The following is a 13,919-nucleotide window of genomic DNA, read 5'->3' as shown; positions in this document are numbered from 1 at the left end:
TCTCTCCCTTGAAAAAAGACAAGCCCTCACACGAGCTTGTCTTTTTTCTATAACTCCACACGTCTCTTTTCACGATTACTCTCAATTGCAGCATGTATAATTTTGATGACATTTGCGCCCTCTTCAGCAGTTACTGGAAGAGGCGCACCATTTACAATAGCTTCATAAATGGCTTCATAGTACTCTCTATAATCGCCTTTTTCACTGATAACGACCTCTCTAGATGACAATGTATTTAAAATGCCATAAAGCTTTTCGGGTTCCTGTCCCCACTGGTCATTATAAGAAATTTGACCTGCTCTTAAAATGGATTCTTGTACGTCTAGACCATACTTGACAAAAGTACCTTCAGTGCCCATGAGCATATAGCGCGGCCAAGGTTCTTTGACCAAATTACCTGCTTTTAAGGTCACTTTGAGTTCATCATAATATAAAATCACTTCGAACTGGTCATCTACTGCGCCACGTCTTTGTGCTCTGATGTCGCCATAAACTTCGTTGGGCAACCCAAAGAGGCAAAGTGCTTGATCTATTAAATGCGACCCTAAATCATACAAAGTTCCTGAACCCGGATGTGCTTCTTCTCTCCAAGCATTGCCCTTAAATTGATTTCTAAATCGGTCAAAATGGGATTCAAATTCCACGATTCGTCCTATTTTATCTTCTTCTATAATGCGCTTTAATGTTTTAAAATCGCTGTCAAATCTCCGATTTTGATAAACAGATAGGCACTTATTCATTTCTTGTGCGACCACTATGAGCTCAACGGCCTCTTCAAGCGTCACCGTAAACGGCTTTTCAATCACCACATGTTTACCTTTGCGAAGCGCCTCTTCAGCCAAAGGTTTATGGCTTGTATTTGGAGTACACACAATCACTAAATCGATCTGAGGATCATCCATAACAGCCTGAGGCGACGCCACAACCTCAACCCCTTGAAAATCAGAGAGTGCTTGCGCTTTTTTAACTGGATCAGAAGTGACAATCTTGGTGACTTCAAAGCCCTCTACACCTTTTATAACAGCACCGTGAAAAACTCTACCTGAAAGACCATATCCTATAATACCTACTTTCAATACTTGCATCTGGCTACCTCCTCTTCTTCATTTTAAATGTCCTCATATTGTTTTTTTACATCTTATCACTTTGATCTTGAAATTTTGATCTTGAAATTTTGATTTTAAAATCTCAATCTTGAAAAGTTTAATCTCCATCTATTTTATGCACGTGCACTTCTACCGCTTTCTCGACTCATTTGATCCTATCTGTGGCAATATTGACCCTATAGTTGGCAAATTGAAGAACGCCATCACAAAATAAATTAAGCGCCTCATGATTTTTAAACTCACACTTTAAAAAATAGCATCCCTCTCCACTGATTCGAGAGGCTTCTAAAATTTCCGGATGTTGCATCACAAAGGCTTTAACCTTCTGGTGTTCCTGAGTTTTCATAGTCAAGGTAACATAGGCAATCATCGTGCCCATTTCTTTAGTACTGGTATCTATTGTATAACGCTTTATGATGCCCTCGTCTTCAAGGCGCTTCACACGAAGCCCCACAGCTTGACCAGTCATGTGGACCTTTTCACCCAATATTTTGTAGCTCAACTTGGCATTTTCTCTTAAAAGCGCAATCAATTTTTCATCTACGGTATCCAATATCATTTTTATATCCTTTATATATCATTGACACTCTAACGATTCTTTCATTCTGAAAACAAATAAATAACATCTTTTTCACAGGCCTCTTTATCAAAAGAAAATCATATAATACAATAAAATAAACCTATGTAATACTCTTATTTTATCAAATCAAAAGACTTTTACAACGATTTAGGAGGAATCAAATGATTTATAAACATTTCAGACACGCCACCAGCCTATTGACCTACGGCGACTTTACTTTTTTACTAGATCCCATGCTGGCCCCGAAAGAAGATAAACCACCTATTCAAAACAGCTCTAATGATAATCGCAATCCAAGAGTGGACTTCCCCATTCAGCTCGATCAAATTGAATACCCAAATTTTTGCTTGGTGACACATCTCCATTTAGATCACTTCGATGACTATGCAAGGAACTTGCTCCCAAAAGATATTGGCTTAATTTGTCAAACTCAAGATGCTTCTAAGTTTAGAGACATGGGGTTCAACAATCTCTATCCTGTAGAAACTTCTATAGTGATCGGTAGCGTTGAAATCGTAAGAGTTCCCGGTCAGCATGGCACTGGTGAAATCGCAAAGCTCATGGGCACCAGTTCTGGTTATATTTTAAAAACAGCCCATCAACCCACTTTGTACCTCACAGGCGATACCATTTACTACGATGCAATTGCCCAAACACTGGACGAATACAAACCTGAAATCATTCTCGCCTTCACTGGCGGCGCACGTTTTAAGGTGGGCGATCCCATCACCTTGACGCCAGAAGATGTTCAATCGATTCGCCTTAAAGCGCCAAAAGCCACCATTATTTGCACACATCTTGAAGCCATTAATCACTGCCTTACCACGAGAGGAAATCTCAAAGAGCATCTGCTCGCACATTCCGAGGGCTCTTTTATAATCCCAGCTGACGGTGAACTCATCCACATATAAGTGCATCCTATGACAGTGGGTTGCTCAACTTTTGACTTTTGACACTCTAACTATTTATGCTTTATCTAAAGGAGTCACAAATGACCATCAAAGATCCTAAAACTTATTTCAATGCAACTTATCAGTCTTGGCAAAAAGAATTAACCGATGAGAAAAGAAAAATCATTTCACAGACGTTAACACTTTTAAAAGTCCGCACCACAGATGCTGTATTAGATGTGGGTTGTGGCACAGGTGTTTTATACGATGCCATGATAGAGCGCGGCATATCTCAATACCTTGGCTTAGACATTTCAGAAAATATGCTCTCCGCTTTTAGGACCGTTTTTCCAGATGCAAAAACGCTCTGTGGCAACTTTGACGATAACATTCACCTAAATCAATCTTTTGATCTCTGCATTATCTTTAACAGCATCCCACATTTCGAAAATTTAGAGATGGTTTTCAAAAATGCTTATAACCATTTGAAACCCGAAGGCATGTTCGCCATTGTCCATGCACGTACAAGACAGGGTTTAAAAGAACATCATCAAAAAATCAACTATTCAATATCTCATGACCCAATACCTTCGGATGATACACTCGTTCAGTTATGTGAAGCAAATCATTTTAGACTGGATACCATTTTAGATCAAGACTTCTTCTTTTTCCTTTGCGAGAAAAAATAACGCCGCTATTCCAGCAACTTATTTAATCTTCAATCACCACACCTAAAATTCTAGCGATAGAAACCGCTTGAATCGATGTGATAACAATCCCTTTTAAGTCTTCTATTCGAGCACCTAGGCCTTCTATATCACAAGTTCTAAAATCAAGGCCTTCAAGTTTTGCACCTGAGCATTGACTCTCTCTAAAACTGGTTTTTTCCAATTGAACGTCTTCAAATACGGCATTTTGACAATCTGACAAATCCAGATTTGTATTTTCAAATGCCGATTTTTTTATCTGCGAAAACCTAAAATTAGCGTATTTGCCATTGCAATTTTCTAATTTAACATGCATCCATGTCGTATTGCTAAAATTGGCACCTGTAATCTTACAGCCTTTAAAAACCGTTTTATGAATAATGCTATCTGTAAAATCCACATTTGAAAAATCACAGTTCTCGAAGATCACATCTTGAAGGTCTAGCCTATGAAAACGAGAGCCTTTGAATGAAGTGTCTTTAAAGACGGATTTTCGAATGTAGACACATTCCTTTTCTTGATTTTCTAACTGGCCTTCAAAACAATCGATGGCTTCAATCAGTTCTTCCGATTCAAATACAATTTCATCTACACTGACCGTTTGAAGACTATTCGGTATTTGAGGTGCATTAATCTTAATTTCTTTTGCCTTTTTTGTCATGGTACCACTCCTATTTTATGTCCTAATCCTATTGTTTTTTCTTCATTATATCAAATAAAAACCAGACAGATACCCTATTGGCCTAAACTGTCTGGCATTATTCAAAAAAGCTCAATAAACGGTATTCAACATTCACGTTTCCATTTTTTACACTGTTCAATCTTAGGTAATGGATCAAACCCTTGGTCCACGCCCATGTGACTGAGCATATCGCACGGAAATCCATCACATTCTCCACAATGATTATAGCCCTTTTCTTCACAGCACGATTTTACACCGCACTTTCCACCCCAAAATGGCGCAGACATTTGAATGCACCCTTTACAGTTTACTTGTGCCTTGCGCTCACAAATATCACAGCGCACACCACATCTTGATTCAAACATATCGTTCACCTCCAAAATATTAAACCTTTACCTTCACTTCTTAACGCCATCTTTTTAACGTACTCAGTGTCTGTGTAAGCTTTTCTCTAGCAACTTCTTCACTGACACCTCTTTGAACTTCAAAGGGCATACAGCTTTCAACCATTTCTTCAAAAGTTTCATTTGGATTATTAAAGACGCCTTTTGGAAAACAGTACTTGCAATATGTTTCACTTTTTGAACCGTCTTTATTATTGCCAAAATCCTCTGCATTCATCATTGGCATTCCACAGCTTTGACATATTTTCATGATTCTTCTCCTTTCAAAATAATAAATTCATTGCTCTATACTTCTGAGCTCATTTTAAATCATAAAAGGCGACAACAGTATGTCACTCTTTATAATTTGAGATCTCGAAAAATAGCTCAAATGTTATTTTGAATTGCTTTTTGCAATCGATCATTAAACTTCTTTTTCAATGAAAGGGGTTCTATGATTTTAACATAGGGAATCAACTGACATAGAAGTGTCAACAGCCACTCGTCTATGGGGAAGTTCAGTGTCGCAATGATCTTATCCTCCTGTACGTCACAATTATGATAGTCAAAGTAATCTGATAGACGCCCCAATAAGCATCGATCTAATTCGAGCACTATTTTTTCACTTTTCCGGTCTGAATCCATCTGATTATGCCACGGCAATTTATCAGGCAGGTCTCGCACCGTAAACGTTTTTTCACTGCAATCACATCTTATCATTCGACTGATTTTAAATAGTCTAAAGGCATCACGCAATTCACAGAAGCCATAAACGTACCATGTATTCCCCATTAAGACTAATCTGTAAGGGTGAATGATGCGCTTTGTTTCGTTGAGCTCAGCATCTATGTAAATGACTATCACTTTTAAGTGTTCATCTCTCGCTCTCGTCAATTGATTGAACACAGCACTAAAATTCTCTTGAATGAACTGAGGCATCATTTGGATAATGAGCCTATCATTGTCTGTCTCTTGAGGAAAAAGTGCCATGAGTTTATTACATGTGGTTTGAATTTCATCACTTGGCGTCGTTCTTTCTATATCTGATAAGAAAGTGTATAAAAGATTTGATTCAGATGCATTCAGATAGTTTTTATCCATTTTAAAATGATCCATTAATTGATAGCCACCACTTCTTCCGATCTCTGAGTAAATGGGTATACCCGCAAGTGTCAAGTGATCTATATCCCTTTGAATCGTCCGTTTGGAAACATCAAAATGCTTCGCCAAGGCATTCGCCGAGACTTTATCATGGTTGATTAAATACATCAGTATATTTAATAGTCTTTCTACTTTCATCTTTATGCCTCATCATGTATCTTTCTGCCTCATCAAGTTATTACACCCTTCTTATTATAACAAATTATAAACATGTAATACCCTTTTAAAAAAAGTCTTTTGGGGTATCCATGAAGTAGAAGGGATGTGATCACATGACTGAATCTGATCCTAAAAAATTGCCTGCCGCTGACATTGCTAAAACTGAAGATGCTGAAAAAAAGGACAAAAAAAAACGAGCCGATGAATTTTTAAAAATGGTCAACAGCAAACTTAAAAAGAGTGAAAGGGAAACCTGGATGCTTCACGATCACGATCATTTATTTGATGATCGAAAATAAAACGATTTAAATCCAACATAAATATTTTTTTGATTTTGGGTGACCTTTGACTCTGCTGCTTAATATACGGATAAAGCTATAATCTTTCTCTATGATGCTACATTTGATTACGCTTTTAATTTCTTTTACTTGATCTCTCAGCATTCCGAGCGTTTGAGCAATTTCACCTTGTTCAACAAAATAAGCCCTTGACACGTGCATGTAAATGCATATATAATACATTCATGAAAAGAGAAACTTGCGAAAAAAATGCGCTAACGCCTGAACAAATGAATATGCTTTTTCAACAAGATATCTTCAAAATTCTTGGTGAAAATATACGAATGGAAATTATTAAATTTCTGGCTTTAAATGGACCTGCTGACATCAGCAGCATTTCAGAGCACTTTCCACAGGATCGCTCTGTGATTTCAAAGCATCTTAAAATGATGAAGGAAGAAGGTCTTTTAATCCTCACAGTGGCCTCAAGGCATCATTACTATCAATTGGACGGGATGGCTTTTCTCTATAAGATGGAAGCCGTCGTTTCAGATATAAAAGTGATTCTAGAAAACACCTGTGAGGACACTTATAGTTATTTATATGAACATCACCTGACTTATAAAGATTATTTAGAAGACCAGAAGGATTGAATTTTATATGACACTATTATGATTACCCTGTTAAGATTGTACTAATAAGCGATATAATCGCTTTTATTTTTAATTAATATGTGCATTTAAATGCACAAGGAGGCTATATGCATACAGAACTTTATTATTTCTCAGGCACTGGGAACACTTATTACATTGCGAAAAAAATTGCAAATTCTTTTCCAGATTCAAAGTTAATCGCCATAGGTTCGTTAGATTTGGAACTGCCCATAAAAACGGATGCTCAAAATATTGGCATTTTATTCCCTGTTTATTTTTATGATGCACCTAAAATTGTAAAGCGTTTTCTTGAAAAAATTGAGCTTTCAAATAACCCCTACGTATTTCTCATTGCCAATTATGGTGGCGGTGCTGGTAATGCACTTGCCAATTGTGTTACCATCTTAAAATCACGTCATATAGAGGTTTCAACTACAATGTCATTTACACTGCCTGATAACAGCATTATTTTCCCAACACCAGAAGAAAAGATGACGCCAATGCTCGAAAAAGCAGATCACGAAATCGAAAAAGCCATTCATGCTTTACAAAACCAAGAGCAAAGTGATTTGCCATCCAAAAAACTTGGGGCACACCTTGTGAGTAAGCTCATGCTAAAATATAGTACAGATTATCTTGGATTTAATGCACTTAAAATCAGCGAAGACAAATGTACCAACTGTGGATTATGCTCAAAAATATGTCCTGTGAATAACATTGCGACATCTGCCACATATCCACAAATGAATCACAACTGCGAGATGTGCTTTGCTTGTCTGCATCATTGTCCTGAAGAGGCCATTCGATTTAAACATATGAAACCTAAAACAAACTATCAGTATACCAATCCCAATGTCAAATTAAAAGAGCTGTTGCAAATCTAGATTCTTAGATCTGCAACAGCCTCCAATGTGCTTTTTTACATTAAATTTTATCAGAACGCAATTTTTACACTGCCAAAGTTTTCGAAAACCGCTTCGAACTCATCACCGTCTTCTGCAGTAAGTGCTGCTGTTAAAGCACCTGACAAAATGATTTCACCTTTTTTGAGTTCAACACCATACTCTGACATTTTATTTGCAAGCCACGCCACCGAATAAACCGGATCACCCATAACTTCTGCGCCAGTGCCTTCATTCGCCAATTCGCCATTTTTATAGAATTTCATCTTTTCAGTTTTTAAATCAAAATCATTTAAATTATATCTCTTTTCACTGAGCACATAACACCCTGACGACGCGTTGTCCGATATGGTATCTACCAGCTTAATTTTCCAATTTTTAATGCGACTGCCCACAATTTCAAAGGCTGCAACGATGTAATCTGTTGCCCTATACACATCTTCCACGGTCACATTCGGTCCAATTAAGTCCTCTTTTAAAACGAATGCAATTTCAGCTTCTACTTTGGGTTGAAGTACAAAATCTTTAGGTACATTACCGGTAGTTAGGTTCATACTCTCATATAAATGACCATAATCAGGTTCATCCACACCCAGCAATTTTTGCATTCCCAATGAAGTCAGTCCAATTTTCTTGCCGCTGATGACCTCACCAGACGCCAACATTTTCTGGACATTAATCATTTGAATCTCATAGGCATCATCTAAAGTAAGGCCTTCTTGCAAAGCAGTCAGAGCTTCAATAGGGCGTTTGTTTCGATCCGCTTCCATCAGCATATGCGCAAGATCTGCATTGCTATATAATCTGTTACCCATAATGTACCTCCTGTTATATCACTCCGCTAAAAAACCATCGAGCAAGCGACAAAAATCACCTGTATGTTCGATTTGTGTCCAGTGCCCACATTTCCCGAAAATATGCAGTTGTGAATCTTCGAGTAGATCAAAGAGTTTATACGCATTAGAAACAGGAATGACTAAGTCGTCTCTACCGTGAACGATTAGTGCTGGCGCCTTGATCTTTTTAATATCTTCTTCATCTGATGCCATCATTGTAACAGAACTTTGTCTTGGATAAGGAAACATCGAAGAAAATGATTCTTGAAATCCAGGTTCTACACTTGCCTCATATCGGATTTTTGCAAGTTCATCTGTGATCATTTCTTTATTGTAAGTAAATAAGTCTAAAACACTTCTCATAAATTCAACGCTTGCCTCATAACCCCACACTCTGTCCAGGCCATAAGTCAGATTAAATTCAATGCCCATACTACCCATGAGTACAATTTTTCTGACTCTCTCTGGATATTTAATGGCAAGTGATAATGCCAGAGCACCGCCAAAGCTATTGCCAACGATGTCCGCTTGATCCACATCGAGCGCATCCATTAAGTCAACCATTTGTTGAACCCAGAGATCCATCGTATATTTGATGCCTTCCGGTCTCTCTGAATAACCAAATCCCAACATATCTGGTGCAATAACGCGTTTATTCTCTTTGAGCAACGGCATGACCTTACCCCAGTTTGCATAAGCGGTTACACCAGGGCCGGAACCATGAATCAAAAAGACGACATCACCCTCACCCACATCGTGATAATTCACCATGTACTTACCTGCTTTTATTGTTTTTCCAATACTTGGGTTTTTATTTGACATAAGTATTTACCTCCTTTAATCATATCATATCAAATTTCATGCACTCATCATTAAATGAATGCATGAAATTTGATTTTTTTATTTAAGATACCACACTTAAGAAGCGCTCGTTGAGTACTTTATCATAATAGAAAATACCTTCTCCCACATGTTCTATATCCCAAACACGCAATGGCATATCTGGATAGTAGAAATAACCTCCACAGAAAACTTCATTTCGATTCCCTGATGGATCAAAGAAGTAGATGGTTTGACCTCTAGTAACACCATGACGCGTTGGTCCAACATCTATAGAGATATTATATTGCCCCATGATATCTGCCGCATGACCAATTGCATTCCAGTCTTCTAAATGGAAAGAGATATGATGGAGTTTACCCGGTTTGTCATAATCCAATATTGCAAGATCATGTCCACGGTTGGAAGCACTGAGCCAAACTGCTAAATTTTCCACGCCGTCTTCCTTTTTAACCACTTCAACAATTGACATTTCAAGGACTTCTACAAACCATTGTGTTGCTTCTTTTGCATTAGGTCCATACAGTAAAGCATGATCAAAACAGCTTACATCCATTCCCTTTGGCTCTTCAATCCACAATTTAGGATTTTTTATGCCAGGATGTTTCTCAGCAAGTTCAACTTCAGAATATAGATCTATACGGTGTCCAGTTGGCAGCTTCACTGCAATACGACGTCCAAATCCCGGTTGATCGCTATTCGGTGCAATTTCTTCGATTTCAAATCCAAAGGCTTTTGTTTCGGCCTCAAATCGCTCCAAATTTTCTTTTGTGTCCACTTTTAAACCAATGTAATCAAGGCCTGGCGTTTCTGCCAATCGAAGCACAACTGAATGATGATCAAATTCATCGTTGCCCTTAAGCATAACTCTACCATCTTCCGTACGCCCCACTTCTGTTAAACCAATGTGTTTTCTGTAATGGTCAAGTGATTTGTCTAAATCCAAAACTCTAAGTTGAACCAAACCTGTCCTAAGTACTCCCTTTAATGCCATCTTAAAACCTCCATTCTGATTTGACTAATGCATGTGCGCATTATCTTGTTGATAATCCATGAGCAATATCGATAATCCAATCTTCTTGCCCCCCGACAACTTTTCGTTTACCTAACTCTAGCAATATATCTCTCACATCCACATCGAATCTTTCAGAAGCACGTCTTGAATGCAGTAAAAAACTTGAATAAACACCAGCGTACCCTAACATCATTGAATCATGATTCGTTGACAAATGTAAGCCCTTTGACTCTAATATTGGCACCAAAATATCTTTTGAAACATCCATTGCCTTATACAAATCCCCCCTATGGTCATGTTTCATCTTATTCAGTACTGCTATCAGAGTTTCAGTTGAAGTATTTCCTGCGCCAGCACCAAGTCCCATTAGAGAGGAGTCCACATAAGTGGCACCAGCATCAATCGCTGCAAGATTATTGGCAATCGCACAGCCTAAATTATTATGCGCATGATGACCAATAGGCACTTTTAAGTTGTTCTTTAATGCAGCAACTTTTTCCGCAACTTGGCTGGGAACCATGGCGCCTGCTGAATCTGTAACATAGACGACATCTGCCCCGTAAGACTCCATCTTAAGCGCTTCTTCAACAAGTCGGTCCACATCTGTCATGTGTGACATCATTAAAAATCCCACTGTAAAAAGGCCCATTTCTTTAGCTGCTTTAATATGCTGCGCAGACACATCGGCTTCGGTAACATGCGTTGCCACTCGAACGGCTTTGGCACCATATTTATGTGCTTGTTCAAGTGCTTTCACCGTACCGATCCCCGGTAATAATAAAACCGTAAGCTTTGAAGTTGTCAAAACTTCTGCTGCTGCTTTTATCGTTGAAAAGTCATCATATTTCGAAAATCCATAATTGATAGATGAACCTGTTAAACCATCTCCGTGACCAATTTCAATAAGATCGATTCCTGCCCCCTGCAAGCCCAAAGCAACCTTTGCCACATCATCAGGCGAGAACTGGTGAGATACCGTATGATTGCCATCCCTAAGAGTTGTATCTGTCAATATTATTTTAGACATCTTTGCCATCACCTGCCCTTCTTTGCGCATATTTTTCTGCAATATTCACAGCTGCAGAGGTAATAATATCTAAGTTACCTGAATAAACAGGCAAATAATCTCCAAGACCAGCAACTTGTATAATTGTCGTTACAACATCATCTTGAATAATTGGTTCCAACATGAGTTTATAGCCCGGAACATACGCCTTAATTTTCAAAACCATTTCTTCAACTGCTTTTTTTATGATTTCTAAATCTGTATGCTTTACTCTCGTATAAATGGTATTTCTCATGTAAATTGGTGGCTCAGCTGGATTTAATACAATGATGACTTTGGACTCATCGGCACCACCAACTTCTTTTAATGCTTTCTGCGTCGTCACTGTAAATTCATCGATATTGGCTCTTGTGCCAGGTCCAGCACTCTTGCTGCTTATAGAAGAGACCACTTCCGCATAAGAGACATCTGCCACTGCATTAATCGCCGCCACAATCGGTGTTGTGGCTTGTCCAGCACAGGTTACCATGTTGACGTTATCCAGTTCCAACATTTGATCCGTTAAATTAACCGCTGGAATGAGCATTGGCCCAATAGCCGCCGGTGTCAAATCAATCGTGAAAATTCCTTTTTCCTTGAGTTTTGGTCCATTGTACAAATGGGCTTTTGCACTGGTACAGTCGAATACAATACTCACATCATCTGATTCAGGCAAAAAACCATCAATCCCCTCTGTCGTCGTCTTGACACCTTTCCCTTTAGCTGTTTCAATACCAAGAGAATCCTGAATCCCAATCATGTATGCTAATTCTAAATATGGACTGCGTTCAATCTTGTACAGCAGATCCAAACCAATATTGCCTGGTCCTATGATTGCAACTTTTATCTTTTCCAACAGATACACCCTCCTTTTATTCAGATTGTTCACACATATCCAATTTCCTTATTCATTTACTCATCGCGATTTTCATCCACTACAGTTCGTTTGATATTATCAAACCGCATTCTCATATAATGTTAAAAAATTAGGCTGTAGAATACCTACAATCCTTTATAGCCTAATTTTAATGAAAGTGTCTTGGCAACCTCTTTCATATTTTGAATGGTTTCATCTATTTTTTCTTCGGTCATTCTGAAAGTCGGACCAGACGTGCTCATGGCATATTTCACAGCACCATTCTGATCAAACAAAGGCGTGGCCACACATGTCAAGCCTTCGGCAATTTCTTCATGATCTATTGCATAACCCTTTTTTCTAATGGTATCCAGTTCCACATAGAGCTTCTCTCGATCCACAATGGTATTCGGAGTTCTCTGTTCCAATATTTCAGGCATGGTACTATCTAAAACCTCTGGATCTACATAAGCAAGAAGCACTTTTCCAAGCCCAGTGCAATGGGCGGGATTCCTAGCACCAATTGTCGTATGTATTCTCATAGACTGACTAGATTCTTGCTTATAAATATAAGAGACTTCCATTCCATCCAGTATGCCAATATGGATGGTCTCATTTAATATTTTGCCAAGTTCCGTTAAAAGAGGTGGTGCAATTTTTAGAATATCAATAGAATGGGCAACAACATCTCCTAATTCCATCAATTTCAATCCCAATTTGTATTTTTGATTTTCTTCATTTTGTTCTAACAGTCCATGTGCTTTCAAGGTGCTCACAATCCCATGTACTGTACTCTTATTCAAATCTAAATGATCAGATATTTCGGATAATTTAAGCTCCGGCGTCTCTTCTGAAAAACATTTTAAAATGCGCATCGCTCTGTCAACAGACTGTACAATTTTATTACTACTCAATTAAATGACCTCACTTAATTATTCTCGATTCATTTCAAATCATTGGCAATTTCGTACTGATCTTGATACAATATTATCACATCACATGATCTCTGTAAAGAGATTTTGTTGAAAAATTTTGTATAGTCAAATGCAGTTTGATATTATCGAACGATTGAGCATTGAGATTTCTACCTTTAGGATTTCTCAATGATCTAACCCTATGCAACGAGGAGGATTTATATGGAAAAAAATAAGATTACCATTGTTAACAAGAACATCACTTATACTTGCAGAGAAAATCAAAACCTCCTAGAATCTCTTGAAGCCAACCATAATGCTAATTTCATGGTAGGCTGCAGACAAGGAGGTTGTGGCTATTGCCGAATAAAAGTGTTATCCGGCACATATACGGTTGGTCTAATGAGTCGCGAGCACATCTCCAAGGCAGATTTTGACTCTGGCATTACGCTGGCTTGCAGAACTTTTCCTACGAGCGACATCACTTACGAATTCTTGGGATTAAAAAAATAGCGCGCGTCTTTTTCTCTTATTTCTATAAAAGTGAAATAAGCATTCACGAAACTATACTTTTTTAACAAATTCCGATTTCAGTTTCATAGCACCAAAACCTTCAATTTTACAATCGATATCATGATCACCTTCTACTAATCGAATGTTTTTAACCTTTGTACCTATTTTAAGTACAGATGAACTCCCTTTGACTTTTAAATCTTTTATGATCGTAACAGAATCTCCATCTGATAACACATTGCCGTTGGCATCTTTGATAATCTTCTCCTCTGTGTTCGCGCGTTCCGGTGATTTAATCGCCCACTCATGTGCACACTCTGGACAGATATAAAGCGCCCCCATCTCATAGGTGTATTCGCAGTTGCACTTTGGGCAATTCGGTAATATAAGCATATAAAA

The 13,919-nt window shown here is 38.1% G+C and carries 19 protein-coding genes; 6 read left to right on the top strand and 13 right to left on the bottom strand.

Annotated features, from left to right (window positions below):
• Window positions 1–47: 47 nt before the first annotated feature.
• Both ISU02_RS10250 and ISU02_RS10245 read right to left on the bottom strand, forming a co-directional pair.
• Window positions 48–1,085: a Gfo/Idh/MocA family oxidoreductase gene (locus tag ISU02_RS10250; RefSeq protein ID WP_194701732.1), complete on the bottom strand. Its 1,038-nt coding sequence runs from the start codon at window positions 1,083–1,085 to the stop codon at window positions 48–50.
• 166 nt (window positions 1,086–1,251) lie between these two features.
• On the bottom strand, window positions 1,252–1,665 hold the full coding sequence (locus ISU02_RS10245; protein WP_194701731.1) for an Lrp/AsnC family transcriptional regulator: 414 nt from the start codon (window positions 1,663–1,665) through the stop codon (window positions 1,252–1,254).
• A 182-nt stretch (window positions 1,666–1,847) separates the two neighbouring features.
• Between ISU02_RS10245 and ISU02_RS10240 the strand changes: the two genes are divergently transcribed.
• The gene (locus ISU02_RS10240; protein ID WP_194701730.1) at window positions 1,848–2,597 is read left to right on the top strand and encodes an MBL fold metallo-hydrolase; all 750 of its coding nucleotides are present in this window, start codon (window positions 1,848–1,850) and stop codon (window positions 2,595–2,597) included.
• A gap of 80 nt (window positions 2,598–2,677) precedes the next feature.
• Window positions 2,678–3,265 carry a class I SAM-dependent DNA methyltransferase gene (locus tag ISU02_RS10235; protein WP_194701729.1) on the top strand — a complete coding sequence of 196 codons (588 nt, stop codon included), beginning with the start codon at window positions 2,678–2,680 and terminating at the stop codon, window positions 3,263–3,265.
• Window positions 3,266–3,287: 22 nt separating this feature from the next.
• Here ISU02_RS10235 and ISU02_RS10230 read toward each other — a convergent pair whose 3' ends face one another.
• The 4 genes from ISU02_RS10230 to ISU02_RS10215 form a co-directional block, all read right to left on the bottom strand.
• Window positions 3,288–3,944, bottom strand: coding sequence for a pentapeptide repeat-containing protein (locus ISU02_RS10230; protein WP_194701728.1), 657 nt, complete (start codon window positions 3,942–3,944; stop codon window positions 3,288–3,290).
• A gap of 125 nt (window positions 3,945–4,069) precedes the next feature.
• Complete coding sequence (locus tag ISU02_RS10225; RefSeq protein WP_194701727.1) at window positions 4,070–4,330, bottom strand: DUF3795 domain-containing protein; 261 nt, start codon at window positions 4,328–4,330, stop codon at window positions 4,070–4,072.
• Between the two features lie 40 nt (window positions 4,331–4,370).
• Window positions 4,371–4,619, bottom strand: coding sequence for a zinc ribbon domain-containing protein (locus tag ISU02_RS10220; RefSeq protein ID WP_194701726.1), 249 nt, complete (start codon window positions 4,617–4,619; stop codon window positions 4,371–4,373).
• A gap of 116 nt (window positions 4,620–4,735) precedes the next feature.
• Window positions 4,736–5,647, bottom strand: a complete 912-nt coding sequence (locus ISU02_RS10215; RefSeq protein ID WP_194701725.1) for a helix-turn-helix transcriptional regulator — start codon at window positions 5,645–5,647, stop codon at window positions 4,736–4,738.
• A gap of 134 nt (window positions 5,648–5,781) precedes the next feature.
• Here ISU02_RS10215 and ISU02_RS10210 point away from each other — a divergent pair, with 134 nt between their 5' ends.
• The 3 genes from ISU02_RS10210 (at window position 5,782) to ISU02_RS10200 (ending at window position 7,483) form a co-directional block, all read left to right on the top strand.
• On the top strand, window positions 5,782–5,967 hold the full coding sequence (locus ISU02_RS10210; RefSeq protein WP_194701724.1) for a hypothetical protein: 186 nt from the start codon (window positions 5,782–5,784) through the stop codon (window positions 5,965–5,967).
• A 323-nt stretch (window positions 5,968–6,290) separates the two neighbouring features.
• The gene (locus ISU02_RS10205; RefSeq protein WP_207736254.1) at window positions 6,291–6,599 is read left to right on the top strand and encodes an ArsR/SmtB family transcription factor; all 309 of its coding nucleotides are present in this window, start codon (window positions 6,291–6,293) and stop codon (window positions 6,597–6,599) included.
• 107 nt (window positions 6,600–6,706) lie between these two features.
• Window positions 6,707–7,483 carry an EFR1 family ferrodoxin gene (locus ISU02_RS10200; protein WP_194701722.1) on the top strand — a complete coding sequence of 259 codons (777 nt, stop codon included), beginning with the start codon at window positions 6,707–6,709 and terminating at the stop codon, window positions 7,481–7,483.
• A 50-nt stretch (window positions 7,484–7,533) separates the two neighbouring features.
• Here ISU02_RS10200 and ISU02_RS10195 read toward each other — a convergent pair whose 3' ends face one another.
• The 6 genes from ISU02_RS10195 to ISU02_RS10170 form a co-directional block, all read right to left on the bottom strand.
• Window positions 7,534–8,316 carry a 2-keto-4-pentenoate hydratase gene (locus tag ISU02_RS10195; RefSeq protein ID WP_194701721.1) on the bottom strand — a complete coding sequence of 261 codons (783 nt, stop codon included), beginning with the start codon at window positions 8,314–8,316 and terminating at the stop codon, window positions 7,534–7,536.
• An 18-nt stretch (window positions 8,317–8,334) separates the two neighbouring features.
• Entirely contained in the window at window positions 8,335–9,159 is an 825-nt protein-coding gene (locus tag ISU02_RS10190; protein ID WP_194701720.1) for an alpha/beta fold hydrolase, read from the bottom strand.
• Window positions 9,160–9,241: 82 nt separating this feature from the next.
• Complete coding sequence (locus tag ISU02_RS10185; protein WP_194701719.1) at window positions 9,242–10,171, bottom strand: catechol 2,3-dioxygenase; 930 nt, start codon at window positions 10,169–10,171, stop codon at window positions 9,242–9,244.
• A 40-nt stretch (window positions 10,172–10,211) separates the two neighbouring features.
• Window positions 10,212–11,228 (bottom strand): 4-hydroxy-2-oxovalerate aldolase, encoded by a 1,017-nt coding sequence (gene dmpG, locus ISU02_RS10180; RefSeq protein ID WP_194701718.1) that lies wholly within the window; start codon window positions 11,226–11,228, stop codon window positions 10,212–10,214.
• Window positions 11,212–12,093 (bottom strand): acetaldehyde dehydrogenase (acetylating), encoded by an 882-nt coding sequence (locus ISU02_RS10175; RefSeq protein WP_194701717.1) that lies wholly within the window; start codon window positions 12,091–12,093, stop codon window positions 11,212–11,214. The genes dmpG and ISU02_RS10175 overlap by 17 nt, the downstream gene beginning before the upstream one ends.
• A 146-nt stretch (window positions 12,094–12,239) precedes the next feature.
• On the bottom strand, window positions 12,240–13,007 hold the full coding sequence (locus tag ISU02_RS10170) for an IclR family transcriptional regulator (protein WP_194701716.1): 768 nt from the start codon (window positions 13,005–13,007) through the stop codon (window positions 12,240–12,242).
• A gap of 222 nt (window positions 13,008–13,229) precedes the next feature.
• Here ISU02_RS10170 and ISU02_RS10165 point away from each other — a divergent pair, with 222 nt between their 5' ends.
• The gene (locus ISU02_RS10165; protein ID WP_194701715.1) at window positions 13,230–13,520 is read left to right on the top strand and encodes a 2Fe-2S iron-sulfur cluster-binding protein; all 291 of its coding nucleotides are present in this window, start codon (window positions 13,230–13,232) and stop codon (window positions 13,518–13,520) included.
• Between the two features lie 51 nt (window positions 13,521–13,571).
• Here ISU02_RS10165 and ISU02_RS10160 read toward each other — a convergent pair whose 3' ends face one another.
• Window positions 13,572–13,913, bottom strand: a complete 342-nt coding sequence (locus ISU02_RS10160; protein ID WP_194701714.1) for a zinc ribbon domain-containing protein YjdM — start codon at window positions 13,911–13,913, stop codon at window positions 13,572–13,574.
• Window positions 13,914–13,919: the final 6 nt, after the last annotated feature.

The organism is Fusibacter ferrireducens (assembly GCF_015352425.1).
Lineage (GTDB): Bacteria > Bacillota > Clostridia > Peptostreptococcales > Acidaminobacteraceae > Fusibacter_A > Fusibacter_A ferrireducens.
Note: the sequence above shows the minus strand (reverse complement) of the source record. Positions and strands in the feature narration are given on the sequence as shown.

Coding starts and splice junctions, on each gene's coding strand:
- ISU02_RS10200 (WP_194701722.1), top strand. CDS start 6,707: ATGCATACAGAACTTTATTATTTCTCAGGCACTGGGAACACTTATTAC.
- ISU02_RS10230 (WP_194701728.1), bottom strand. CDS start 3,944: ATGACAAAAAAGGCAAAAGAAATTAAGATTAATGCACCTCAAATACCG.
- ISU02_RS10165 (WP_194701715.1), top strand. CDS start 13,230: ATGGAAAAAAATAAGATTACCATTGTTAACAAGAACATCACTTATACT.
- ISU02_RS10210 (WP_194701724.1), top strand. CDS start 5,782: ATGACTGAATCTGATCCTAAAAAATTGCCTGCCGCTGACATTGCTAAA.
- ISU02_RS10240 (WP_194701730.1), top strand. CDS start 1,848: ATGATTTATAAACATTTCAGACACGCCACCAGCCTATTGACCTACGGC.
- ISU02_RS10250 (WP_194701732.1), bottom strand. CDS start 1,085: ATGCAAGTATTGAAAGTAGGTATTATAGGATATGGTCTTTCAGGTAGA.
- ISU02_RS10205 (WP_207736254.1), top strand. CDS start 6,291: ATGGAAATTATTAAATTTCTGGCTTTAAATGGACCTGCTGACATCAGC.
- ISU02_RS10220 (WP_194701726.1), bottom strand. CDS start 4,619: ATGAAAATATGTCAAAGCTGTGGAATGCCAATGATGAATGCAGAGGAT.
- ISU02_RS10225 (WP_194701727.1), bottom strand. CDS start 4,330: ATGTTTGAATCAAGATGTGGTGTGCGCTGTGATATTTGTGAGCGCAAG.
- ISU02_RS10185 (WP_194701719.1), bottom strand. CDS start 10,171: ATGGCATTAAAGGGAGTACTTAGGACAGGTTTGGTTCAACTTAGAGTT.
- ISU02_RS10195 (WP_194701721.1), bottom strand. CDS start 8,316: ATGGGTAACAGATTATATAGCAATGCAGATCTTGCGCATATGCTGATG.
- ISU02_RS10215 (WP_194701725.1), bottom strand. CDS start 5,647: ATGAAAGTAGAAAGACTATTAAATATACTGATGTATTTAATCAACCAT.
- ISU02_RS10190 (WP_194701720.1), bottom strand. CDS start 9,159: ATGTCAAATAAAAACCCAAGTATTGGAAAAACAATAAAAGCAGGTAAG.
- ISU02_RS10245 (WP_194701731.1), bottom strand. CDS start 1,665: ATGATATTGGATACCGTAGATGAAAAATTGATTGCGCTTTTAAGAGAA.
- ISU02_RS10235 (WP_194701729.1), top strand. CDS start 2,678: ATGACCATCAAAGATCCTAAAACTTATTTCAATGCAACTTATCAGTCT.
- ISU02_RS10160 (WP_194701714.1), bottom strand. CDS start 13,913: ATGCTTATATTACCGAATTGCCCAAAGTGCAACTGCGAATACACCTAT.
- dmpG (WP_194701718.1), bottom strand. CDS start 11,228: ATGGCAAAGATGTCTAAAATAATATTGACAGATACAACTCTTAGGGAT.